The sequence below is a fragment of the Pseudomonas sp. s4 genome (assembly GCF_046764235.1).
GTDB lineage: Bacteria > Pseudomonadota > Gammaproteobacteria > Pseudomonadales > Pseudomonadaceae > Aquipseudomonas > Aquipseudomonas asiatica.
The window spans coordinates 6,003,477-6,025,851 of record NZ_CP177209.1 but is presented as its reverse complement, the minus strand read 5'-3'; the positions used below and the strand labels follow the sequence as shown (position 1 = coordinate 6,025,851).

The following is a 22,375-nucleotide window of genomic DNA, read 5'->3' as shown; positions in this document are numbered from 1 at the left end:
CATGTCCCTCAGCGAAAAACAGAAAATGCTTACAGGCCAGCTCTATCACGCTGGCTGCCCCGAGCTGCAGGCCGAGCAGATCGCCAACAAGCACTGGATGCACCGCTACAACAGCAGTGTCGAATTGCTCAACGACGCACGTCATGGGCTCCTGGTAGAGCACTTTGGCCAGGTCGGCGAAGGCGCGGTGATCCGCCCGCCGTTCTATTGCGACTATGGCTACAACATCAGCGTCGGCCGCAACACCTTCATGAATTTCAACTGCGTGATCCTCGATGTGCTGCCGGTGCGTATCGGTGATGACTGCCAGATCGGCCCCAACGTGCAGATCTATACCGCCGACCACCCGCTCGACCCCGAGGTGCGCCGCACTGGGCTGGAGAGTGGCCGGCCGGTGACCATCGGCAACAACGTGTGGATCGGCGGCGCGGCGATCATCCTGCCGGGGGTGACCATTGGCGATAACGCCGTGGTGGGTGCCGGTAGTGTGGTGACTCGGGATGTGCCGGCTGGGGCGGTGGTGGTGGGCAACCCTGCGCGGGTGCGTGGTTGATATGAAAACGCCCTGCGGTTTTGGTCGCAAGGCTCTCAGTCAGGCGGGTTTGAAACCGGGTTTACCATTGGCGGCGCGCCATTCTTTTATTCGGTTGACGCCTTGCGGGCTCTTATCCGCTCCCTTTGGAGGGTAAAAAATCACGCCCGCTCCATCGGGGTGCCCCCTCAGGCTGAAGCTGTAGATATCTATCGGGCAGCCACTAACTACCAGGGGCAGTAACACCCTATGGCCAATGTATTGCTGGCCTGCACCGGCCGGTCTTCAAGCAAGGCCTTGATGATGGGTTCCACAAAGCTATTGCTGGCATTGCACACCGCGCCTTCGCTGTAGGGGCCGAAGTAGGCCAGGTGGCCTTGCCGGTCCCAGATGGCCACGGCCGGGGAGGCGGGCAGGTGTTCGCTGCCGGGCAGGCTGGCGAGTGGCTTGAGGGCGGTGAGGTTGGCTGGCAGCTGGCCGTGGCTGTCGGGCTTTTGCAGCACGTGGAAGGTCACGCCCTGGCTGGCGAACCGGCTGACCAGGTCGCCCAGGTGCTGCTGGTTGCCGACGTTGCACGGGCAGGCCGGGTCCCAGAAATGCACTACCCGGATCGGGCCGGGGCCTGCCAGTTCGGGGGGCAACTGCAGCTGGCTGCCGTCGAACAGCGTGGCCTGGTTGTCGAACGGGCGCAGGTAGCGGGCCTGGAAGGTGGTGTAGGCCTGCCAGAGGATGGTCACGCCGACCAGAAGGGCGATTGCCGTGCACAGCGGTTTGATGATCCGAGTCTTCATGAAGTTTCCGCGGCCCTCTGTAGGAGCAGCCTTGTGCTGCGAAAGGGCCGGCATGACTGAGGGAGTTGTTGTGGCAGTACCGGCCTCTTCGCAGCACAAGGCTGCTCCTACCAGGGGATACCGCTATCGGCCTGAAATCGAGCAAGCTTGCCACGACGCCAGCCAGAGCTGAATATCCCAGATCAATACTTGCTTCACTGTGGATGTACCCGATGCCCGCTGCCTTTCATCCCGACCTCCTGCGCACCAGCCTGGCGCCGCTGACCGTTCGCCAGCCGTTGTCGGCGCAGGCGCAAGACTACCAGCGCTTCTATGGCCTCAACCTGTCGGCTCACAGTTGGCTGGGCGGCTTCCAGGCCGCGGGGTTCGATCTGGTCGGGCAGGCCTGGCTACCCGAGCAGCCGAGCGCGACTCTGTTTCTGCTGCACGGCTATTACGATCACATGGGGCTTTACCGTCACGTGATCGATTGGGCGCTCAAACAGGGGTTCGCCGTGATCAGTTGCGACCTGCCCGGCCATGGCCTGTCCAGCGGCGAGCGGGCCAGCATCAGTGATTTCGCGGTTTACCAGCAGGTGCTGGAGGCTTTGCTCGAACAGGCGCGCACGCTGCAACTGCCGCGCCCCTGGCACCTGTGCGGGCAAAGCACCGGTGGCGCCATCGCCGTGGACCACCTGTTGTACCAAGGCGCGCGCAGCCCCATCGATGGCCAGGTCATCCTGTTGGCACCGCTGGTGCGGCCCTGTGCCTGGCGCTGGTCGAAGCTGAGCTATCGTGTGTTGCGTCACTTCGTGAATGGCATCGAGCGGCGCTTCAGCGAGAACACCAATGACCCGACCTTCCTGCCGTTCCTCGAAGCCGACCCGCTGCAACCGCGCCGTCTGCCAACCGCCTGGGTGGGCGCCTTGATTGCCTGGGTCAAGCGTATCGAAGCCGCGCCGCGCAGCTCGCGGCGGCCGTTGATCGTGCAAGGAGAAGCGGATGGCACAGTGGACTGGCCGTACAACCTCGAAGTACTCAAGGCCAAGTTTGCCGAGCCGCAGATTCTGATGCTGCCCGAGGCCCGTCACCACCTGGCCAACGAGCTACCTGGCATTCGCAAGCGCTACTTCGACTTCATCGACCAGCGCCTGAACTGATCACTTCAGGTCGTTGGTGCTCTGGCCAACCGCCAGGCCTGCGCGTACAGCGGCCAGGGCTGCCTGGTAGTAAGCCTTGCCGTCCGGCGACTCGGCAAAGGTGGCGAACTCTTCCAGCTCGGCATCGGACAGGTCGCGGTAGACATACAGCAGCGTGTTGTTGAGGTCTTCGCCAATCTGGCTCATCAGACGCTGGCGCTGACCATCGAGCAGGCCCTGGGCCTGACCGCCGCCGAACAGGCCGGGGATCATCGAACTGAGGCTGTCGGCAGCCACGCCGGCGATGGCCAGGCTCACTTCGGCGCCGGCTTCGCGCGCCGGCAGGGCCTGGGCCAGATGCCCGATTATCAGCAGGCGATCATCGCTGGCCTGGATCTTCGGCAAGCCCTTGGCATTCCTGGCCAGTTCGTCCTTGCGTGTGGCCTTGAGCTCCGCAGCCACCACCTTGCGCCCCAGCGGCGACCGGAAGAAAGCCAGCGCCGGTGCCGGGTTGGCCAAGGTTGCGCGCAGCTGCGCCTGGGCGCGACGGTCCACCGCCTGGGCCTGGAAGCGCTGGTTGCTGTTGTTTACCAGCGCCTGGTACACGGCGGGTGGCAAACTGTTGCGGTAGCGTTCCTGGGCAGCGGTCAGGGCATCATTGAAATGGGCGCGCTGGTCGGGCCAGCCGGCGGCCTTGTACAGTTGATCCAGGTTGTCTGCCCAGACAGGCACGGTGCAGATCATCAGCAGAATCAGGGAAAACAGACGGCGCATTCAGGACTCCTGTCGGCAGGTGGCTATTGTCCGTGGCCGGGCGCCGGTTTGTCGAGATATCCGCGTGCTTCTCGGCCAAGTGGCGCTGTGCGCCGGCATGGCTAATGGATATGATGCGCGCCATGCACATCTCCCCTGAACACCCGATGCTTGCGGCCGTCGTCGACGATCTGGCCACCCATGGCTGGTCCCAGCAGGCGCTTTTTCTGCCTGCCGACCTGGTGCGTGCGCTCGCGGCCGAGTGCCGGCGCCGTGATGCCGAAGGCGAACTCAACCCTGCAGGGGTTGGGCGCGGTGCTGCCCAGGAGGTGCGCGAGGCCATTCGCGGCGACCAGATCCAGTGGATCGACCCCGGCCAGGCCGAGGCCTGCGACCAGTACCTGAGCGCCATGGACCAGCTGCGCCAGGCCATCAACCAGGGCCTGTTCCTTGGCCTGGAAGACTTCGAGTGCCATTTTGCCTTGTACCCGCCAGGGGCGTTCTATCGCCGGCACCTTGACCGCTTCCGCGATGATGACCGGCGCATGGTGTCGGCAGTCCTGTACCTGAATGAAGGCTGGCAGCCGCAGGACGGTGGCCAGTTGCGCATGTTCCTGGCGGATGGTGTCGAGCATGATGTCGAGCCGGTGGCGGGCTGCCTGGTAGTGTTCCTGTCGGGCGAGGTGCCCCATGAGGTGCTGCCGGCCGGGCGTGAGCGGCTTTCGTTGACCGGCTGGTTCCGGCGCCGTGGCAATGACCTGTTCTGACCTGCCCAAGGTGCTGGTCAGCGCCTGCCTGCTGGGGCAGCCGGTGCGCTATGACGGCCGCGCCAGCGGCCACCCCGACCTGTTGCAGCGCTGGCAGGCGGAAGGACGCGTGGTGCCGTTGTGCCCGGAAGTGGCGGGTGGCTTGCCGACCCCACGGCCGCCGGCAGAGATACCGGGCGGGCAGGGTGGGGAGGTGCTCGACGGTGGCGCGCGGGTACTGACGGTTACGGGCGAGGATGTCAGCACCGAGTTCCTGGCCGGGGCGCAGCGGGCGCTGGAGCTGGTGCGCCGTCATGGCATTCGTGTGGCCGTGCTGAAGGCTGGGAGCCCTTCGTGCGGCAACCGGTTGACCTATGACGGCACGTTCAGTGGTGTGAAGGTGGCCGGGGAAGGGGTGACCACGGCATTGCTGCGGCGGGCGGGGGTGCTGGTGTTCAGCGAGCTGGAGCTGGACGAGGCACAGCAGGCTCTGATTGAGTTTTCTGCTTGAACCTGTACTGGCCTCTTCGCGGGCTCGCCCGCTCCCACAGGGATAGCACCCGCTCCCGGGCCTGTGATTAACCTGTGGGAGCGGGCGTGCCCGCGAAGAGGCCAGTACAGGCAATAAAGAACTTACTGCCCGTCCGCAGTCTCAGGTACACCCTTGAACCACTTCTGCTCAAGTTCGGCAGTCCGCCCGCTGTCCTTGAGCCGTTGCAGTGCATTGTTCACCGCACTCTCGAACGCCGGGTTGTCCTTCTGGAACGGGATCACCAGCTGCTTCTCGCCAAACGGCAGGCTCACATCGAGCGGGCCGTCATTCTTGGGCGATTCGCTCGACGGGGTCAGTGCGATGTCGTACTTGCCGGTCTCGACACCCGGCAGCACCTCTGCCGCGGGCGCTTCGATAAATTCGGCGCGCAGGTCCAGTTCCTTGGCCAGCGCCTGGCCGAAGTCGATCTCGAAGCCGCTCAGGTGGTCGTTTTCCTTGAATGCGTACGGCGAGTTGTCGACCTGTACGGCAATGCGCAGTTCGCCCCGGTCGGCAATTTCGTCTATCAGCTCGGCCTGAGCCAATGGCGTGATCAGTACCGCCAGCATTACTCCTATGGTCGAACGCATTAAAGCCCCTTTTCTCTTTGGCAGATGAATAACCTTCGCCACGGCTTTCTTCCTCGCCGTGGTCGAGCGCAGCCTATGACCTTGAAGCCTCGGCATTGTTTAACCCTGATTGAAATATTTCTGCCTGAGGATGTGAACATCTGGGCAAACATATCAACTAAGGTGAACCACCGCCGCCACTGGAATACTGGCGGCGGTCAATAAGTGAATCACAGGAGAAGTGAATGAACAGCCTATTTTCGCGTGCTGCCGTTGCTGGTCTGATGATGGGAGCGTCGATGTTCGCCAGTGCCGCAGATGCCCTGAAGAGCCAGGAGCCGCCCAAGGATGCCAAGGTCTTCATCGTTTCCCCTGCCGATGGCGCCACGGTCGACAAGACCTTCACCGTCAAGTTCGGCATCGAGGGCATGGCGCTCAAGCCTGCGGGTGACAACACCCCGCACTCCGGCCACCACCACCTGCTGGTGGATGTGGATAAAGAGCCGGTGGCCGACATGGCCCTGCCGGCCAGCCTGATGCCACAGGCCGGCACCGCGTTGCCGGATGGCCCGCAAGTATTGCACTTCGGCAAGGCGCAGACCGAAACCAGCATTACCCTGACCCCAGGCAAGCACACCCTGCAGCTGGTGCTGGGTGACCAGTATCACGTGCCGTTCAAGCCGAGCGTCGTGTCGCAGAAGATTACTGTCGACGTGAAATAGGGGTTGAGCTCTTCGCGGGCAAGCCCGCGAAGCAAGCGACACCAATGTCACAGGCAAAAAAAGGGAGGCCACCAGGGCCTCCCTTTTTTCATGCCGCCAGCGAACTTAGAACAGCACGCGGGAACGGATGGTGCCCTTGACCTGTTGCAGCTTCTCTTGCGCCAGGTCGGAGTACTCGGCGTCAACGTCGATCACCACGTAACCGACTTTCTCGTTGGTCTGCAGGAACTGACCAGAGATGTTGATGCCGTTCTCGGCGAAGACCTTGTTGATTTCGCTGAGCACGCCCGGGATGTTTTCGTGGATGTGCAGCAGGCGGTGCTTGCCTGGGTGCGCCGGCAGGGCCACTTCCGGGAAGTTGACCGAGGATACCGAGGTACCGTTGTCGCTGTACTTGACCAGCTTCTCGGCCACTTCCAGGCCGATGTTGGCCTGGGCTTCGGCAGTGGAACCACCGATGTGCGGGGTCAGGATCACGTTGTCCAGGCCACGCAGCGGGCTTTCGAACTGCTCGTCGTTGGAGCGCGGCTCCACCGGGAACACGTCGATGGCGGCGCCGATCAGGTGCTGGTCCTTGATGGCGGCGGCCAGGTGGTCCAGCTCGACCACCGTGCCGCGTGCGGCGTTGATCAGGATCGCGCCCTTCTTCATCGCGCGGATTTCCTTCTCGCCGATCATCCACTGGGTGGACGGCAGCTCAGGCACGTGCAGCGAAACGATGTCGGCCAGGCCCAGCAGCTCGTGCAGGCTGGTGACCTGCACGGCGTTGCCCAGTGGCAGCTTGGTCAACGGGTCGTAGAAATACACCTGCATGCCCATGTTCTCGGCCAGGACCGACAGCTGGGTGCCGATCGAGCCGTAACCGACGATACCCAGCTTCTTGCCGCGGATTTCGAAGGAATTGGCCGCGCTCTTGATCCAGCCGCCACGGTGGCAGGAAGCGTTCTTCTCGGGGATGCCGCGCAGCAGCAGGATGGCTTCGGCCAGTACCAGTTCGGCTACCGAACGGGTGTTGGAGTATGGCGCGTTGAACACGGCGATACCGCGCTCGCGGGCAGCTTCCAGGTCGACCTGGTTGGTGCCGATGCAGAAGCAGCCAACGGCGACCAGTTTCTTGGCGCAGTCGAAGATCTCTTCGGTCAGCTGGGTGCGCGAACGGATGCCGATGAAGTGGGCATCTGCGATCTTTTCCTTCAGCTCGGCTTCCGGCAGCGAACCAGTGAGGTATTCGATGTTGGTGTAGCCGGCGGCCTTGAGGGTATCGACCGCGTTCTGGTGCACACCTTCAAGAAGAAGGAACCGGATCTTGCTCTTGTCGAGAGAAGTCTTGCTCATCTGCGTAAACCTGTATCCCGGAGAAAAAATGGCGAGGGTGATGCCAGGCGCAAAGGCGGCCTTAGCATGAACAGCGGGAGGGCTATGCTAGCATACGCGACACAATCTGAGCTTATCCCGACAGGTGAAGAGTGCTCAGGGTGACTATGAATAAGTCGAGAGTTCCAGCGATGACCCACCCCGCTGTAATTGATGAACTGATGACCCTTGTCGACCCTGGCAAGGTCCTGACCGACGCAGCTTCCCTGGAAGCCTATGGCAAGGACTGGACCAAGCATTACCCACCGGCACCCAGCGCCATCGTCTTTCCCAAGACGGTGGAGCAGGTGCAGGCGATCGTGCGCTGGGCCAATACGCACAAGGTGGCGCTGGTGCCGTCTGGCGGGCGTACCGGGCTTTCCGCAGGCGCCGTGGCGGCCAATGGCGAAGTGGTGGTCGCCTTCGACTACATGAACCAGATTCTCGGCTTCAATGCCTTCGACCGCACCGTGGTCTGCCAGCCAGGGGTGATTACCCGCCAGCTGCAGGCCTACGCCGAAGAACAGGGCCTGTATTACCCCGTGGACTTCGCCTCCAGCGGTTCCAGCCAGATTGGCGGCAATATCGGCACCAATGCCGGCGGAATCAAGGTGATTCGCTACGGCATGACCCGCAACTGGGTGGCCGGGTTGAAAGTGGTGACCGGCAAGGGTGAGCTGCTGGAGCTGAACAAGGACCTGATCAAGAACGCCACCGGCTACGACCTGCGCCAGCTGTTCATCGGTGCCGAAGGTACCCTGGGCTTCGTGGTCGAGGCCACCATGCGTCTGGACCGTGCGCCGCGCAACCTCACCGCGATGGTGCTGGGGACCCCGGATTTCGACTCGATCATGCCGGTGCTGCATGCCTTCCAGGGCAAGCTGGACCTGACCGCCTTCGAGTTCTTTTCCGACAAGGGCCTGGCCAAGATCCTGGCGCGTGGCGATGTGCCGGCACCGTTCGAGACCGACTGCCCGTTCTATGCGCTGCTGGAATTCGAGGCCAGCACCGAGGAGGTGGCCAACGAAGCCCTGGCCACCTTCGAGCACTGCGTCGAGCAAGGCTGGGTGCTGGACGGGGTGATGAGCCAGAGTGAGACCCAGCTGAAAAACCTGTGGAAACTGCGCGAGTACCTGTCGGAAACCATCTCGCACTGGACCCCGTACAAGAACGACATTTCTGTCACGGTGTCGAAAGTGCCAGCGTTCCTGCGCGATATAGATGCCATCGTCGCCGAACATTACCCGGATTACGAAGTGGTGTGGTACGGCCACATCGGCGACGGCAACCTGCACCTGAACATCCTCAAGCCCGAGCACATGAGCAAGGACGACTTCTTCGCCTCGTGCACCAAGGTCAACAAGTGGGTGTTCGAGATCGTCGAGCGCTACAACGGCTCGATCTCCGCCGAGCATGGTGTGGGCATGACCAAGCGTGACTACCTGGGCTATAGCCGCTCGCCCGAAGAAATTGCCTGCATGAAGGCAATAAAGGCCGTGTTCGACCCTAACGGCATCATGAATCCGGGTAAGATCTTCGCACCTGAATAGAAAGCAGTATCCAGAGGAGTCGGCCATGAGTTACCAGCATCAGTACGTAGACGGCACACGCATTCACTTCCCGCTGGGCAAGGTGGTTTGCATCGGCCGTAACTATGCCGAGCATGCCAAGGAGCTGGACAATCCGATCCCCACCGAACCGCTGCTGTTCATCAAGCCGGGCAGCTGCGTGGTACCAGCCGAGGGCGGCTTCAAGATCCCGACGGAACGTGGCTCGGTGCACTATGAGGCGGAAATTGCCGTGCTGCTGGGCAAGCCGCTGTCGACTCACCCGAGTGAGGAAGAGGTGCTGGACGCCATTTCCGGCTATGCACCGGCGCTAGACCTTACCCTGCGTGACGTGCAGGCCAAGCTGAAAGAGAAGGGCCTGCCCTGGGAGTTGGCCAAGTGCTTCGATGGCGCCTGCGTACTGCCGCCGTTCGTGTCGGCCGCCAGCTTCGAGGATGTGACCGACATCCCAGTGCGCCTGACCGTCAACGGCGAAGTTCGCCAGGATGGTAACAGCGCGATGATGCTCAACCCGATCGTGCCGATGATCCAGCACATGGCCGCGCATTTCTCGCTGCAGGCGGGGGATGTGATCCTCACCGGTACCCCGGCGGGTGTGGGGCCGTTCAATGTCGGTGACGAATTGGTGCTGGAGTTGCCGGGTGTGAGCCGCTTCGAAAGCCGGGTGCTCTGACTCGAGACCGCGTCGCCTTCTTCGCGGGTAAACCCGCGAAGAGGCCGGTCCTGTTTACCGATTTTTCACACCTGATCCGGATAATGCGCGAATCTTCGCCCATTTCCCCAGGACCCCTGCATGCCATCTCCCTCCAGCGCCCCGGCAACCCCCAAGCGTCGTTTCTTTCTGCGCTGGCCCTTCGGCCTGGCTGTGGCGGCGGTAGTCGGCTATGGCGTGGCCGTAGCCATGCACTGGGATGACCGCGGTGCGCTGTGGGTCAAAGAAAGTTTCGAAAGCGCCGCCGAGCGCAGCGAGAGCGTATGGCTACCAGACTACAAGGTCGACATCAATGCCAAACCGTTGCCGGGCATGGACGACGATGAAGCTTCAGATGTGGCCTTCAACCCGCGTACCCGCACCCTGTTCGCAGTCATGGGCAAGAACCCGATCCTGGTCGAACTGAGCCTGGATGGCGATGTACTGCGCAAGATCCCCCTCAACGGCTGGAACAACCCGGAAGGCGTCGCCGTACTGGAAGACGGCTACCTGGCAATCACCGATGAGCGCCTGCACGACCTGACCGTGGTCAAGGTGGATGCGCAGACCACCTCGTTGAACCATGATGATTTCCAGAGCCACGACCTGGGCCCGTCGGTGAAGAGCAACAAGGGCTTCGAGGCGGTGGCCTGGGACCCGCTGCGCCAGCGCCTGGTCATCGGCGAGGAGCGCCCGCCCAGGCTGTATACCTGGAATACCGACGGCCGCAGCCCGCTCACGGGTGAAAAACAGCTTTTGCCCAGTGATGAACTTGACCTGCGCAACCTATCGGCGCTTGGCGTGGATCCGCGTACCGGCCACTTGCTGGTGCTGTCGTCCGACTCCAACATGCTTCTGGAACTGGACGAGCAGGGCCAGCAAGTCAGTTTCATGACCCTGCTCGGCGGTTTCAACGGCCTGCAGGACACCATCCCGCGTGCCGAAGGGGTGGCCATGGACGACAAGGGCAACCTGTACATGGTCAGCGAGCCTGCACTGTTCTATCGCTTCAGCAAAAACTGACCCAAACATCCGACTTTTCGGATGCTGGCATTAAGCTTTACTTCAGTTGTTCGTGATTAGATTCGTCACCCCTGTGTCGAGTCTTCCCTCATGCGCCGTTTTGTTCGTCCGTTCCCTGTTCTGGTCGTTATCGGCCTGATCCTGCTCGGCTTGGCCGGGCAGGAGTTTCGCCTGTTCGAGCGTGGCTGGTTCAACCTCAACGCCTGGTGGCAGCCAGCCGAGCAAAGCATCGGCCTGGACCGTTACCGGGTGGTGGTGGAGGCGCAGCCGATCGAGGGGCTGGATGACGACATCTCGGCGCTGACCTACGACCCCGACCGCAAGACTCTGTTTACCGTTACCAATGCACGCTCGGAGCTGATCGAGCTGTCGCTGGACGGGCGCATCCTGCGCCGAGTGCCGCTGACCGGCTTCGGCGACCCGGAAGCCGTGGAGTACGTCGGGCCCAACAGCTATGTGATCACCGACGAGCGTCAGCAGCGGCTGATTCGCGTGCGCCTGGAGGACGACACGATGTTCCTCGATGCCGGCGATGCCGAGCAGCTGACCCTGGGCATTGGCCTGAATGGCAACAAGGGCTTCGAGGGGCTGGCCTATGATTCGGCGGGCAAGCGCCTGTTCGTGGCCAAGGAGCGTGACCCAATGCTGATCTACGAGGTGCATGGCTTCCCGCACGACAATCCTGAGCAGCCCTATGCGGTGCATGTGGTGCAGGACCGCAAGCGCGATTCGCGGCTGTTCGTGCGGGACCTGTCGAGCTTGCAGTTCGATGAGCGCAGCGGGCACCTGCTGGCGCTGTCGGACGAGTCGCGGCTGGTGCTGGAGCTGGATGTGGAGGGCCGGCCGCTGAGTACCTTGTCGTTGCGCAAGGGGTTCCAGGGGTTGCAGGCGACGGTGCCACAGGCGGAGGGGATTGCGATGGATGAGGCAGGGACCATCTATCTGGTCAGTGAGCCGAACCTGTTCTATGTGTTCAAACAGCCAGCGGAGTGAGCAGGTGGGGCTGCTTTGCAGCCCATCGCGACACAAGGTGCTCCTACAGGAAATCGCATACCCCTGTAGGAGCGGCCTTGTGTCGCGAAACGAGGGCGAAGCCCTCGCAGAAGGTTACTCGGCCTTGAGGCTTTTCACGCCCTCAGAGGTACCCAGCAGCAGCAAATCTGCCGGACGCGCCGCGAACAGGCCGTTGGTCACCACGCCAACGATGGCGTTGATCTGTGCTTCCAGCTCCACCGGGTTGGTGATCTGCAGGTTGTGCACATCGAGGATCACGTTGCCGTTGTCGGTAACCACGCCCTCACGGTACACCGGGTCACCACCCAGCTTGACCAGTTGGCGCGCCACATGGCTGCGGGCCATCGGGATCACTTCGACCGGCAGCGGGAAGGCGCCCAGCACCGGTACCAGCTTGCTGGCGTCGGCGATGCAGATGAAGGTCTTGGCCACGGCGGCGACGATCTTCTCGCGGGTCAGGGCTGCGCCGCCGCCCTTGATCAGGTTCAGGTGCGCGTCGCTCTCGTCGGCGCCGTCCACGTAGAACTCCAGTTCGCTGACGCTGTTCAGCTCGTAGACCGGGATGCCATGGCCCTTCAGACGCTGGGCAGTGGCTTCGGAGCTGGCGACCGCGCCGTCGAAGGCGGTCTTGTGCTGAGCCAGGGCGTCGATGAAGAAGTTGGCGGTCGAGCCGGTGCCGACGCCGACGACGCTCTTTTCATCCAGCTTGGGCAGAATGAAGTCGACAGCGGCCTGGGCGACGGCCTGTTTGAGTTGGTCCTGGGTCATGCGGGCTCCGAGAGGGGCAGGGCGGTTTTGAAAAGAGCCTAGTATAACGGCTCGGGCGGCTTTGCTGTGGTCGCCCGACGTAGCGCTGGGGTAGACTCCCAGCCCTTGTCCCGCGGCCCAGTGATGCATTCCCGATGCTCGAACAGTACGTCAAGAAGATCCTCACCTCGCGCGTCTACGACGTTGCGGTCGAAACCCCGCTGCAGAGCGCCGGGCAGCTGAGCAAGCGCCTGGGCAACCAGATTCTGCTCAAGCGCGAAGACCTGCAGCCGGTGTTCTCGTTCAAGATCCGCGGGGCCTACAACAAGCTGGCCCAACTGACCCCGGAAGAACTGGCCCGTGGCGTGGTCACCGCCTCGGCCGGCAACCACGCCCAGGGCCTGGCCCTGGCTGCGCGCGAGATGGGCATCAAGGCCACTATCGTGATGCCCAAGACCACCCCGGAAATCAAGGTCGAAGGCGTGCGTTCGCGGGGCGGCAAGGTGGTGCTGCATGGCGACTCGTTCCCCGAGGCGCTGGCCTATTCGCTGAAACTGGTCGATGAAAAGGGCTTCGTCTACGTGCACCCCTACGACGACCCGCACACCATCGCCGGGCAGGGCACCGTGGCCATGGAAATCCTGCGCCAGCACCCAGGCCAGCTGGACGCGATCTTCGTGCCGGTGGGTGGCGGCGGCCTGATCGCCGGCATTGCTGCCTACGTGAAGTACCTGCGCCCGGAAATCAAGGTGATTGGCGTCGAGCCGGACGACTCCAACTGCCTGCAGGCGGCCATGGCGGCCGGCGAGCGCGTGGTGCTGCCGCAGGTCGGGCTGTTCGCCGACGGCGTGGCGGTGGCGCAGATCGGTCAGCACACCTTCGATATCTGCCGCCATCATGTGGATGAAGTGGTCACCGTCAGTACCGACGAGATCTGCGCGGCTATCAAGGATATCTACGATGATACCCGCTCGATCACCGAACCTGCCGGTGCCCTTGGCGTGGCGGGCATCAAGAAGTACGTCGAGCTGTACGGCGTGACCGGGCAGACCTTGGTGGCCATCGACTCCGGTGCCAACGTCAACTTCGACCGCCTGCGCCATGTGGCCGAGCGTGCCGAGCTGGGTGAAAAGCGCGAAGCGATCATCGCCGTGACCATCCCCGAACGCCCGGGCAGCTTCAAGGCCTTCTGCGAGGCTATCGGCAAGCGCCAGATCACCGAATTCAACTACCGCAAGCACACCTCCGACGAGGCGCATATCTTCGTCGGCGTGCAGACCCACCCGGAAAACGACCCGCGTGCGGCACTGGTACAGCAACTGACCGAGCAGGGCTTCCCGGTTACCGACCTGACCGACAACGAGCTGGCCAAGCTGCATATTCGCCACATGGTCGGTGGCCATTCGGCCGGTGCCAGTGACGAGATGGTGCTGCGCTTCGAGTTCCCCGAGCGGCCGGGGGCGCTGTTCAACTTCCTCAACAAGCTGGGCGGGCGCTGGAATATCTCGATGTTCCATTACCGCAACCATGGCGCCGCTGACGGGCGCGTGGTGGCGGGGTTGCAGGTGCCGGAGGACGAGCGCCACATGGTGCCGGCGGCGCTGGCGAAGATCGGCTACCCGTACTGGGACGAAACCGACAACCCGGCTTACAAGCTGTTCCTGGGCTGAGCGGCTAAGCTAAGCCAGATATCTCGCTTTTTGTAGGAGCGGCCTTGTGTCGCGATGGGCCGCAAGGCGGCCCCGGCAATGTGTGATCATGGCCGAGATCCCGGGGCCGCTTTTGCGGCCCTTTCGCGACACAAGGCCGCTCCTACAAGGGTTAGGGGCTGCTGCAAAAATGGCCTGACAAAGGACAATTCGGACATGGAACACCTGACCACCCTCAAGACCCTGCACATCATCGCCACCGCGCTCCTGCTGCTGGGTGCTCTGGGCCTGGCGCTCTGGACCGTGCGCGCCCGCCGCCAGGGCGATGCCGAGGCCTACGCCAAGCTGCTGCGTCGGCCGCTGGTGTTCGTCTGGCTGGTGATGGGCCTGTGCCTGGTGAGCATGCCGTTCACCGGCTGGTGGCTGGTGCACCTGGTGGGCTGGCCGCTGGGGCAGACCTGGGTGCTGGCGTCCAGCGTCATCTATACGCTGGGCGCGTTTGCCGTGTGGTGGCTGCTGGTGCGGTTGAACCGGCTGCGCAAGGCCGAGGTGGTGGGGCTGCGCTTTACCTTGGCACTGGCGGTGTTCAGTGGGGTTTGCTTCCTGTCCATCGCCGGGCTGATGGGGGCCAAGCCGGTCTGACAGCTTTGTGCTGTATGTGCTGGCCTCTTCGCGGTTAAACCCGCTCCTACAGGATCTGAGCAAGGCTTGAGGGCTGTGCAGTACCTGTGGGAGTGGGTTTACCCGCGAAGAGGCCGGCACAGGAAAACCTCAATCCCGCAGCGAAACCACAGGCCACCCACGCATCTCGGCCTCCGCCCGCAGCTTCGGGTCGGGGTCCACCGCCACCGCATGCGCCACCCGCTGCAACAGCGGCAAATCGTTCATCGAGTCGCTATAGAAATAGCTGTCCTCAAGGTCGAAGCCGTTTTCCAGCATCCAGCGCTCCAGCCGCGTCACCTTGCCTTCACGGAAACACGGTATATCGGTACTACGCCCGGTATAGCGGTCATCACGCGTTTCGCATTCGGTCGCCAGCAACACGCGAACCCCCAGGCGCCGGGCAATCGGTGCGGTGACGAAGCGGTTGGTGGCGGTGATGATCACCAGCTGGTCGCCGGCCTCGCGGTGCTGCTGCAGCAAGGTCAGCGCCTTGGGCAGGATGATCGGCTCGATGCAGGCGCGCATGAAGTCGCGGTGCCATTCGTCGAGCTGGGCTACCGGTGTTGCCGCAAGGATTTCCATGGAAAAGGCCAGGTAGGCCTGCAGGTCCAGGGTGCCGTTCAGGTATTCCTGATAGAAGCCATCGTTGCGTTGCTTGTAGGTAACCGGGTCGAGGATGCCGCGCTGGCAAAGGTAGTCACCCCAGGCATGGTCGCTGTCGCCACCGAGGAGGGTATTGTCCAGGTCGAATAAAGCCAGGCGCATCGCGGTCACTCGCATAAGCCACAGGGTAGGCCCGCAGAATACGGAGTTTTCACGCTGCTGCACATAAGCTTGGCGGGCGCGTTGCTGCGCTCGCAAGCTTTGTGGAACAATGCGGTGACATGCGTTTGCGAGGTTGCTGCCGTGATCGACCCGGATGGTTTTCGCCCCAATGTCGGGATCATTCTCACGAATGATGCCGGGCAGGTGCTATGGGCTCGACGGATCAACCAGGATGCCTGGCAGTTTCCCCAGGGTGGCATCAACCCTGACGAGACGCCGGAAGATGCCCTGTACCGCGAGCTGAACGAAGAAGTTGGCCTTGAACGCGATGATGTGGAAATTCTTGCCTGCACCCGTGGCTGGTTGCGTTATCGTTTACCCCAGCGACTGGTGCGTACGCATAGCCAGCCGCTGTGCATCGGCCAGAAGCAGAAATGGTTCCTGCTGCGTCTGGTCAGCAACGAACAACGGGTGCGGATGGACCTGACCGGCAAGCCGGAATTCGACGGCTGGCGCTGGGTCAGCTATTGGTACCCGCTGGGCCAGGTTGTGACATTCAAGCGCGAGGTCTACCGACGCGCCCTGAAAGAGCTAGCACCGCGTCTGCTGACGCGCGACTGACGACGGAGTTCGACCCCGAGCCATGCTCAATACGCTGCGCAAGATCGTCCAGGAAGTAAACTCCGCCAAAGATCTCAAGTCGGCGTTGGGGATCATTGTCTTGCGTGTCAAGGAGGCCATGGGCAGCCAGGTCTGCTCGGTCTACCTGCTCGACCCGGAAACCAACCGCTTCGTGCTGATGGCCACCGAAGGCCTGAACAAGCGTTCCATCGGCAAGGTCAGCATGGCCCCCAACGAAGGCCTGGTCGGCCTGGTCGGTACCCGGGAAGAGCCGCTGAACCTGGAAAACGCTGCCGACCACCCGCGTTACCGCTACTTTGCCGAAACCGGCGAGGAAAAATTCGCCTCCTTCCTCGGTGCGCCGATTATCCACCACCGCCGCGTGGTCGGGGTATTGGTCATCCAGCAAAAGGAGCGCCGCCAGTTCGACGAGGGCGAAGAAGCCTTCCTGGTCACCATGAGCGCCCAGCTCGCAGGGGTTATCGCCCACGCCGAGGCTACTGGCTCGATCCGTGGCCTGGGCCGCCAGGGCAAGGGCATCCAGGAAGCGCGCTTCGTCGGCGTACCGGGCTCGCCTGGCGCCGCCGTGGGGCGCGCAGTGGTGATGCTACCGCCAGCCGATCTGGAAGTGGTGCCGGACAAGACCGTCGATGACATCGACGCCGAACTGAAGCTGTTCCAGAACGCCCTCGAAGGTGTGCGCGACGATATGCGCAAGCTGTCGGCCAAGCTGGCCACCCAGCTGCGCCCGGAGGAGCGTGCACTGTTCGATGTGTACCTGATGATGCTCGAAGACGCGGCTCTGGGCGGTGAGGTGACCGAAGTCATCAAGACCGGCCAGTGGGCCCAGGGCGCACTGCGCCAGGTGGTGGGCGAGCACGTCAACCGCTTCGAGCTGATGGACGATGACTACCTGCGCGAGCGCGCCTCCGACGTCAAGGACCTGGGCCGGCGCCTGCTGGCCTACCTGCAGGAAGCCCGCGCGCAGTCGCTGGTGTATGCCGACAACACCATCCTGGTGAGTGAAGAGCTGACCCCGGCGATGCTCGGCGAAGTGCCTGAAGGCAAGCTGGTCGGACTGGTCTCGGTACTGGGCTCGGGCAACTCCCACGTCGCCATCCTGGCTCGCGCCATGGGCATCCCCACGGTGATGGGCCTGGTCGATTTGCCTTATTCCAAGGTCGACGGCATCGAGATGATCGTCGACGGCTACAAGGGCGAGGTGTTCACCAACCCCAGCGAAGTGCTGCGCAAGCAGTACAGCGACGTGGTCGAGGAGGAGCGCCAGCTGGCCCAGGGCCTGGATGCCTTGCGCGAACTGCCGTGCGTTACCCCGGACGGCCACCGCATGCCGCTGTGGGTCAACACCGGCCTGCTCGCCGACGTGGCCCGTGCCCAGCAGCGTGGCGCCGAAGGGGTGGGGCTGTACCGCACCGAAGTGCCGTTCATGATCAACCAGCGCTTCCCCAGCGAGAAAGAGCAGCTGGCCATCTACCGCGAGCAGCTGGCGGCCTTCCACCCGCTGCCGGTGACCATGCGTACCCTCGACATCGGTGGCGACAAGTCGCTGTCGTACTTCCCGATCAAGGAAGAAAACCCGTTCCTCGGCTGGCGCGGCATCCGCGTCACCCTCGACCACCCGGAAATCTTCCTGGTTCAGACCCGCGCCATGCTCAAGGCCAGCGAGGGGCTGAACAACCTGCGTATCCTGCTGCCGATGATTTCCGGCATCCATGAGCTGGAAGAGGCGCTGCACCTGATCCACCGCGCCTGGGGCGAGGTGCGTGACGAAGGCACCGATGTGCCGATGCCACCAGTTGGCGTGATGGTGGAAATTCCTGCGGCGGTTTACCAGACCAAGGAGCTGGCGCGGCAGGTGGACTTCCTGTCGGTCGGTTCCAACGACCTGACCCAGTACCTGCTGGCGGTGGACCGCAACAACCCGCGGGTCGCCGACCTGTACGACTACCTGCACCCGGCGGTGTTGCAGGCGCTGAACACGGTGGTGCGCGACGCCCATGGCGAAGGCAAGCCGGTGAGTATCTGCGGTGAGATGGCCGGTGATCCGGCAGCGGCGATCCTGTTGATGGCCATGGGCTTCGACAGTCTGTCGATGAACGCCACCAACCTGCCGAAGGTGAAGTGGATGCTGCGCCAGATCAACCTGGGCAAGGCCAAGGAATTGCTGACCGAGGCCCTGAGCCATGACAACCCGCAGGTTATCCACAGCTCGCTGCAACTGGCCCTGAAAAACCTTGGATTGGCGCGGATGATCGGGCCTGGGGCCAATAAGACCCTCTGAATGCGGGGTGCCTGTTCCGGCCTCTTCGCGGGTTTGTGGGAGCGGGCGTGCCCGCGAAGCAGGCGACTCGCTGTATGGCACCGGCTTCGCCGGTGTTCGCGGGCTCGCCCGCTCCCACAAAGGCCAGCACAGTGCTCAGACCGAAAGCTCAACTTCCCCCAAGTGCCCGCCAAATGGCCCAAAACTACGCTCAATAAGCCGCCTTTTCCCCTGATCATCCACTATCAGCACCGTGCTCGCCCGCGTCCCGTAGTTCTGGCTGGCAATGAACACGCTCGACAGCAACTTCTCGGTCGCCAACCCCACGCCCGTCTCCGGCAACTCGCCCTCCGGCGCCGGTTCGGCATCGGCCAGCAACGCCAGCAAGCGCTGTGGCTCTGGCGTTTCCAGTAACCCTTCCAGCCCACTGCGCGCCTTCACCAGCTTAGGCCAAGGCGTATCTAGCCCGGCATTGGAAAGCCCGTAAACCCCAGCCTCCAGCAAGCGCGGCGCCGCGTCTCGGGCATGCAGATAGCCCAGCTGCCGTCCATCGCCCACCAGCAGGTTGAACCCTGAATATTGCCTGCTGCGGCTGGCCACCTGGTCCAGATAGGCCTCGACCCCCAACTCCCCCTGCAGATACGCCGCCACCAGCTCGCCCCGCGAGCGCGGCCCCAAAGCCTGCGCCGGGTCGCGAATATTGGTCAGCGCCGCGAACCGCCCCTGCGGGCCGACGCCCAGCCAGGTGCCGCCGGCTTCCAGGTCGCGCCCGGCATATACCCCGGGTGCATCCTCCCAGGCCGCCAGGGCCTGGGTGGGGCGGGCATAGAACTCATCGCGGTTGGCCGCCACGATCAGCGGCAGGGCGTGCCCCGGCCGCCAGGCGAATACGATCAGGCACATCTGTCGGGCCTCCGTTTTTTCGCCACTGTACCCACAGCGGCAGGGAGGATCCATCCTGACACACTGTTCACTAGAGCCCCGAGCCCGGCTTCCGTTACCATGCCGGATTGTTTTCTCGGGGAAGACGAATGGAATTCGTGCTCTATCTGCTGTTGGGCGCCTGCGCCGGTGTGCTGGCCGGGCTGTTCGGCGTGGGCGGCGGTATCATCATCGTGCCGGTGCTGGTGTTCAGCTTCACCTTGCAGGGTTTCGATGCCTCGGTGCTGACCCACCTGGCTGTCGGTACGTCGCTGGCAACCATCGTTTTCACCTCGATCAACGCCGTGCTCGAGCACCATCGCAAGGGTGCGGTGCAATGGCCGATCTTCGCCTGGATGACCCTCGGCATCCTCCTTGGGGCCGGTGTCGGCGCCAAGACCGCCTCGCTGATACAGGGGCCGTTGCTGCAAAAGATCATCGGTGTGTTCGCCCTGGTCATCGCCGCGCAGATGGCCCTGGACCTCAAACCCAAGGCCAGTCGTGGCATCCCCGGCAAGCCCGCGCTGATCGGTGCAGGTGGGGTGATCGGCTGGGCTTCGGCCATTTTCGGCATCGGCGGCGGTTCGCTGACCGTGCCGTTCCTGACCTGGCGCAGCCTGCCCATGCAGCAGGCAGTGGCCACGTCTTCGGCCTGTGGCCTGCCCATTGCCTTGGCCAGTGCCCTGAGTTTCATGCTGCTGGGTTGGCACGAGCAGCACCTGCCGGCCCACAGCCTGGGTTACGTGTACCTGCCGGCGCTGCTCGGCATTGCCGTGACCAGCATGTTTTTCGCCCGCTTCGGCGCGCGCCTGGCGCACAAGCTGTCGCCACGTTTGTTGAAACGCCTGTTCGCAGCCCTGCTGTTCTGTGTCGGCCTCAGCTTTTTGATTTGAATCGAGAGGAAGTTCCATGCTGCCTTACCCGCAGATAGACCCCGTGGCCGTGGCCATCGGGCCGCTGAAAATCCATTGGTACGGCCTGATGTACCTGGTCGGCATCGGCGGTGCCTGGCTGCTCGCCTCGCGCCGGCTGAACCGCTTCGACCCCACCTGGACGCGCGAAAAGCTCTCCGACCTGGTGTTCTGGCTGTCGATGGGTGTGATCGTCGGTGGTCGCCTGGGCTACGTGCTTTTCTACGACCTGCACGCCTACCTGGCCAATCCGACGCTGATCTTCGAAGTGTGGAAGGGTGGCATGTCGTTCCACGGCGGTTTCATCGGCGTGATGCTGGCGGCCTTGTGGTTCGGCAAGCGCAACAACAAGTCGTTCTTCGAGCTGATGGACTTTGTCGCCCCGCTGGTGCCGATCGGCCTGGGGGCCGGGCGCATCGGCAACTTCATCAACGCCGAGCTGTGGGGCAAGGCCACCGACGTGCCATGGGCGATGGTCTTCCCGCCGTTCAGCGACCCGGCGCAGCTGCCGCGTCACCCATCGCAGCTTTACCAGTTCGCACTCGAAGGTGTGGCGCTGTTCCTGATCCTCTGGGCGTTCTCGCGCAAGCCGCGGCCGACCATGGCGGTATCCGGCATGTTCGCGCTGTTCTACGGTATCTTCCGCTTCATCGTCGAATTCGTCCGCGTACCGGATGCCCAGCTTGGCTACCTGGCCTGGGGCTGGCTGACCATGGGTCAGATTCTGTGCGTGCCGATGATCCTGGCTGGCCTTGGCCTGATCTGGTGGGCTTATAATCGCAAGCCTACGGCGAAACCCGCCTGATTAATCCCACGGCAGGGGCGATCCCCCTGCCGTTTTTGCTACAGGTAAGCCATGAAACAGTATCTGGACCTGGTCCGCGACGTCATCGACAACGGCACGCTGCAGGGCAACCGCACCGGCATCCGCACCATCAGCCTGCCGGGCGCCATGCTGCGTTTCGACTTGCAGAAGGGCTTCCCGGCCATTACCACGCGCAAACTGGCGTTCAAGTCGGCGATCGGCGAAATGGTCGGTTTCCTGCGTGGCGTGAAGAACGCCGGTGAATTCCGCGAACTGGGCTGCAAGGTCTGGGACCAGAACGCCAACGAGAACGCCCAGTGGCTGGCCAACCCGTTCCGCCAGGGCCATGACGACCTGGGCGAGATCTACGGCGTGCAATGGCGCCAGTGGCCGGGCTACAAGCGCATCCCGCAGAGCAACCCGGCGGCCATCAAAATGGCCGAGAAGGCGGGCTTCCGCCGCATCGCCCAGGACGAGGAGGACGGCGTCGCGTTCGTCATCCTGTACAAGGCCATCGACCAGGTGCGCCAGTGCCTGGACACCATCGCCAACGACCCGGGCAGCCGCCGTATCCTGTTCCACGGCTGGAACTGTGCGCAGCTGGACGAAATGGCCCTGCCGCCGTGCCACCTGCTGTACCAGTTCCACCCGAACGTTGAGACCAGGGAAATCTCCCTGACCCTCTACATCCGCTCGAACGACCTGGGCCTGGGTACGCCGTTCAACCTCACCGAAGGCGCGGCGCTGCTGTCGCTGTTCGGCCGCCTGACCGGCTACACCCCGCGCTGGTTCACCTACTTCATCGGCGATGCCCATGTGTATGAGAACCACCTGGACATGCTCAATGAGCAGCTCAAGCGTGAGCCGCTGGAGGCGCCGAAGCTGGTGATCAGCGACCGTGTGCCGGCGTTTGCCGAGACGGGCAAGTACGAGCCGGAGTGGCTGGAGAAGATCGAGCCGAGCGATTTCTGGCTGGAAGGGTATGAGCACCATGCCCCGATGACGGCGCCGATGGCGGTGTGATGTTCTAGATTGCCGGGGGCGCTTTGCGCCCCTTTCGCGACACAAGGCCGCTCCTACAGGAGATCGCGTAGCCTGTAGGAGCGGCCTTGTGTCGCGATGGGCTGCAAAGCAGCCCCAAAATCTCAATGCCCATGACTTCGCCCCACATGCGAATGCTCGGTTTCCGGCACCGATACCGCCCCGTTCGTCTCCAGTTGCTGCAAGATCGCACACTCCGCCCCTTGCGCATTGCAGCGCCGCCGCAGCTCCACCAGCTGTTCCTGCAGCGCCACCAGGCCATCGATCCTAGCCTGCACATGCTCGATATGTTCGTCGATCAGCGCATTGACGCTGCCGCACGAATCATCGGGGCTGTCGCGCAGGCGTAGCAGGCTGCGGATTTCATCCAGGGTCATGTCCAGGGTGCGGCAGTTGCGGATGAAGGTAAGCCGCTCGACGTGGGCCTGGGTGTACAGCCGGTAGTTGCCGTCGCTGCGTGCCGGCTCCGGCAGCAGCTGTTCACGCTCGTAGTAGCGGATGGTTTCCACGGCGCAGTCGGTGGCTTTGGCCAGTTCTCCGATCTTCATCACGAAATTCT

25 protein-coding genes are annotated in these 22,375 nt (G+C 63.1%); 16 read left to right on the top strand and 9 right to left on the bottom strand.

Going from position 1 to position 22,375, the window contains the following annotated elements; genetic code table 11:
• Position 1: 1 nt before the first annotated feature.
• Positions 2-553 carry a sugar O-acetyltransferase gene (locus ACK56M_RS27915; RefSeq protein ID WP_137137761.1) on the top strand — a complete coding sequence of 184 codons (552 nt, stop codon included), beginning with the start codon at positions 2-4 and terminating at the stop codon, positions 551-553.
• 39 nt (positions 554-592) lie between these two features.
• Here ACK56M_RS27915 and ACK56M_RS27910 read toward each other — a convergent pair whose 3' ends face one another.
• Together ACK56M_RS27910 and ACK56M_RS27905 are read right to left on the bottom strand one after the other, a co-directional pair.
• Positions 593-697 (bottom strand): bacteriocin immunity protein, encoded by a 105-nt coding sequence (locus ACK56M_RS27910; protein ID WP_411959168.1) that lies wholly within the window; start codon positions 695-697, stop codon positions 593-595.
• A 62-nt stretch (positions 698-759) separates the two neighbouring features.
• Entirely contained in the window at positions 760-1,323 is a 564-nt protein-coding gene (locus ACK56M_RS27905; protein WP_137137760.1) for a DUF6436 domain-containing protein, read from the bottom strand.
• A gap of 212 nt (positions 1,324-1,535) precedes the next feature.
• Between ACK56M_RS27905 and ACK56M_RS27900 the strand changes: the two genes are divergently transcribed.
• Entirely contained in the window at positions 1,536-2,462 is a 927-nt protein-coding gene (locus ACK56M_RS27900) for an alpha/beta hydrolase (RefSeq protein WP_015272198.1), read from the top strand.
• Here the strand turns inward: ACK56M_RS27900 and ACK56M_RS27895 are convergent, their stop codons facing one another.
• On the bottom strand, positions 2,463-3,215 hold the full coding sequence (locus tag ACK56M_RS27895; RefSeq protein WP_015272197.1) for a DUF2059 domain-containing protein: 753 nt from the start codon (positions 3,213-3,215) through the stop codon (positions 2,463-2,465).
• 113 nt (positions 3,216-3,328) lie between these two features.
• Here ACK56M_RS27895 and ACK56M_RS27890 point away from each other — a divergent pair, with 113 nt between their 5' ends.
• Entirely contained in the window at positions 3,329-3,961 is a 633-nt protein-coding gene (locus ACK56M_RS27890) for a 2OG-Fe(II) oxygenase (RefSeq protein ID WP_054573432.1), read from the top strand.
• Positions 3,948-4,451 carry a DUF523 domain-containing protein gene (locus tag ACK56M_RS27885; RefSeq protein ID WP_046613590.1) on the top strand — a complete coding sequence of 168 codons (504 nt, stop codon included), beginning with the start codon at positions 3,948-3,950 and terminating at the stop codon, positions 4,449-4,451. Before ACK56M_RS27890 ends, ACK56M_RS27885 begins: the two co-directional genes overlap by 14 nt.
• A 122-nt stretch (positions 4,452-4,573) precedes the next feature.
• On the opposite strand, the gene ACK56M_RS27880 is transcribed toward ACK56M_RS27885, so the two are convergent.
• Positions 4,574-5,062, bottom strand: a complete 489-nt coding sequence (locus ACK56M_RS27880; protein WP_046613589.1) for a substrate-binding periplasmic protein — start codon at positions 5,060-5,062, stop codon at positions 4,574-4,576.
• Positions 5,063-5,286: 224 nt separating this feature from the next.
• Between ACK56M_RS27880 and ACK56M_RS27875 the strand changes: the two genes are divergently transcribed.
• Positions 5,287-5,763, top strand: coding sequence for a DUF4399 domain-containing protein (locus ACK56M_RS27875; RefSeq protein WP_015272193.1), 477 nt, complete (start codon positions 5,287-5,289; stop codon positions 5,761-5,763).
• A gap of 105 nt (positions 5,764-5,868) precedes the next feature.
• Here the strand turns inward: ACK56M_RS27875 and serA are convergent, their stop codons facing one another.
• Positions 5,869-7,098: a phosphoglycerate dehydrogenase gene (gene serA / locus ACK56M_RS27870; RefSeq protein WP_003258542.1), complete on the bottom strand. Its 1,230-nt coding sequence runs from the start codon at positions 7,096-7,098 to the stop codon at positions 5,869-5,871.
• A gap of 170 nt (positions 7,099-7,268) precedes the next feature.
• Between serA and ACK56M_RS27865 the strand changes: the two genes are divergently transcribed.
• From ACK56M_RS27865 to ACK56M_RS27850, 4 genes are all read left to right on the top strand, one after another.
• A complete protein-coding gene (locus tag ACK56M_RS27865) occupies positions 7,269-8,666 on the top strand; it encodes an FAD-binding oxidoreductase (protein WP_015272192.1) in 1,398 nt (465 codons plus the stop codon).
• A 25-nt stretch (positions 8,667-8,691) separates the two neighbouring features.
• A complete protein-coding gene (locus ACK56M_RS27860) occupies positions 8,692-9,357 on the top strand; it encodes a fumarylacetoacetate hydrolase family protein (protein WP_015272191.1) in 666 nt (221 codons plus the stop codon).
• A gap of 120 nt (positions 9,358-9,477) precedes the next feature.
• On the top strand, positions 9,478-10,398 hold the full coding sequence (locus ACK56M_RS27855; RefSeq protein WP_061304693.1) for an SdiA-regulated domain-containing protein: 921 nt from the start codon (positions 9,478-9,480) through the stop codon (positions 10,396-10,398).
• A gap of 90 nt (positions 10,399-10,488) precedes the next feature.
• Complete coding sequence (locus tag ACK56M_RS27850; protein ID WP_015272189.1) at positions 10,489-11,391, top strand: SdiA-regulated domain-containing protein; 903 nt, start codon at positions 10,489-10,491, stop codon at positions 11,389-11,391.
• 114 nt (positions 11,392-11,505) lie between these two features.
• Here the strand turns inward: ACK56M_RS27850 and rpiA are convergent, their stop codons facing one another.
• Positions 11,506-12,180 carry a ribose-5-phosphate isomerase RpiA gene (gene rpiA, locus ACK56M_RS27845; RefSeq protein ID WP_013974672.1) on the bottom strand — a complete coding sequence of 225 codons (675 nt, stop codon included), beginning with the start codon at positions 12,178-12,180 and terminating at the stop codon, positions 11,506-11,508.
• 134 nt (positions 12,181-12,314) lie between these two features.
• Here rpiA and ilvA point away from each other — a divergent pair, with 134 nt between their 5' ends.
• A complete protein-coding gene (ilvA, locus tag ACK56M_RS27840) occupies positions 12,315-13,829 on the top strand; it encodes a threonine ammonia-lyase, biosynthetic (RefSeq protein ID WP_015272188.1) in 1,515 nt (504 codons plus the stop codon).
• 195 nt (positions 13,830-14,024) lie between these two features.
• Positions 14,025-14,450 carry a DUF2269 domain-containing protein gene (locus ACK56M_RS27835; protein ID WP_015272187.1) on the top strand — a complete coding sequence of 142 codons (426 nt, stop codon included), beginning with the start codon at positions 14,025-14,027 and terminating at the stop codon, positions 14,448-14,450.
• A gap of 129 nt (positions 14,451-14,579) precedes the next feature.
• On the opposite strand, the gene ACK56M_RS27830 is transcribed toward ACK56M_RS27835, so the two are convergent.
• The gene (locus ACK56M_RS27830) at positions 14,580-15,236 is read right to left on the bottom strand and encodes an HAD family hydrolase (protein WP_411959167.1); all 657 of its coding nucleotides are present in this window, start codon (positions 15,234-15,236) and stop codon (positions 14,580-14,582) included.
• A gap of 141 nt (positions 15,237-15,377) precedes the next feature.
• On the opposite strand from ACK56M_RS27830, the gene ACK56M_RS27825 reads away from it, so the two are divergent.
• Positions 15,378-15,857, top strand: coding sequence for an RNA pyrophosphohydrolase (locus ACK56M_RS27825; protein WP_003249017.1), 480 nt, complete (start codon positions 15,378-15,380; stop codon positions 15,855-15,857).
• A 22-nt stretch (positions 15,858-15,879) separates the two neighbouring features.
• Positions 15,880-18,159 (top strand): phosphoenolpyruvate--protein phosphotransferase, encoded by a 2,280-nt coding sequence (gene ptsP / locus ACK56M_RS27820; protein ID WP_023660917.1) that lies wholly within the window; start codon positions 15,880-15,882, stop codon positions 18,157-18,159.
• A 135-nt stretch (positions 18,160-18,294) separates the two neighbouring features.
• Here the strand turns inward: ptsP and ACK56M_RS27815 are convergent, their stop codons facing one another.
• The gene (locus tag ACK56M_RS27815) at positions 18,295-19,041 is read right to left on the bottom strand and encodes an NRDE family protein (RefSeq protein WP_100412809.1); all 747 of its coding nucleotides are present in this window, start codon (positions 19,039-19,041) and stop codon (positions 18,295-18,297) included.
• A 128-nt stretch (positions 19,042-19,169) separates the two neighbouring features.
• On the opposite strand from ACK56M_RS27815, the gene ACK56M_RS27810 reads away from it, so the two are divergent.
• From ACK56M_RS27810 to ACK56M_RS27800, 3 genes are read left to right on the top strand one after another with little or no spacing between them, the layout of a single operon-like run.
• Positions 19,170-19,952 (top strand): sulfite exporter TauE/SafE family protein, encoded by a 783-nt coding sequence (locus tag ACK56M_RS27810; protein ID WP_015272184.1) that lies wholly within the window; start codon positions 19,170-19,172, stop codon positions 19,950-19,952.
• Between the two features lie 16 nt (positions 19,953-19,968).
• On the top strand, positions 19,969-20,775 hold the full coding sequence (gene lgt / locus ACK56M_RS27805) for a prolipoprotein diacylglyceryl transferase (RefSeq protein ID WP_013974665.1): 807 nt from the start codon (positions 19,969-19,971) through the stop codon (positions 20,773-20,775).
• Positions 20,776-20,826: 51 nt separating this feature from the next.
• Positions 20,827-21,798: a thymidylate synthase gene (locus tag ACK56M_RS27800; RefSeq protein ID WP_102083249.1), complete on the top strand. Its 972-nt coding sequence runs from the start codon at positions 20,827-20,829 to the stop codon at positions 21,796-21,798.
• A gap of 122 nt (positions 21,799-21,920) precedes the next feature.
• Here ACK56M_RS27800 and cadR read toward each other — a convergent pair whose 3' ends face one another.
• On the bottom strand, positions 21,921-22,364 hold the full coding sequence (gene cadR, locus ACK56M_RS27795) for a cadmium resistance transcriptional regulator CadR (RefSeq protein ID WP_015272183.1): 444 nt from the start codon (positions 22,362-22,364) through the stop codon (positions 21,921-21,923).
• Between the last annotated feature and the right edge of the window lie 11 nt (positions 22,365-22,375).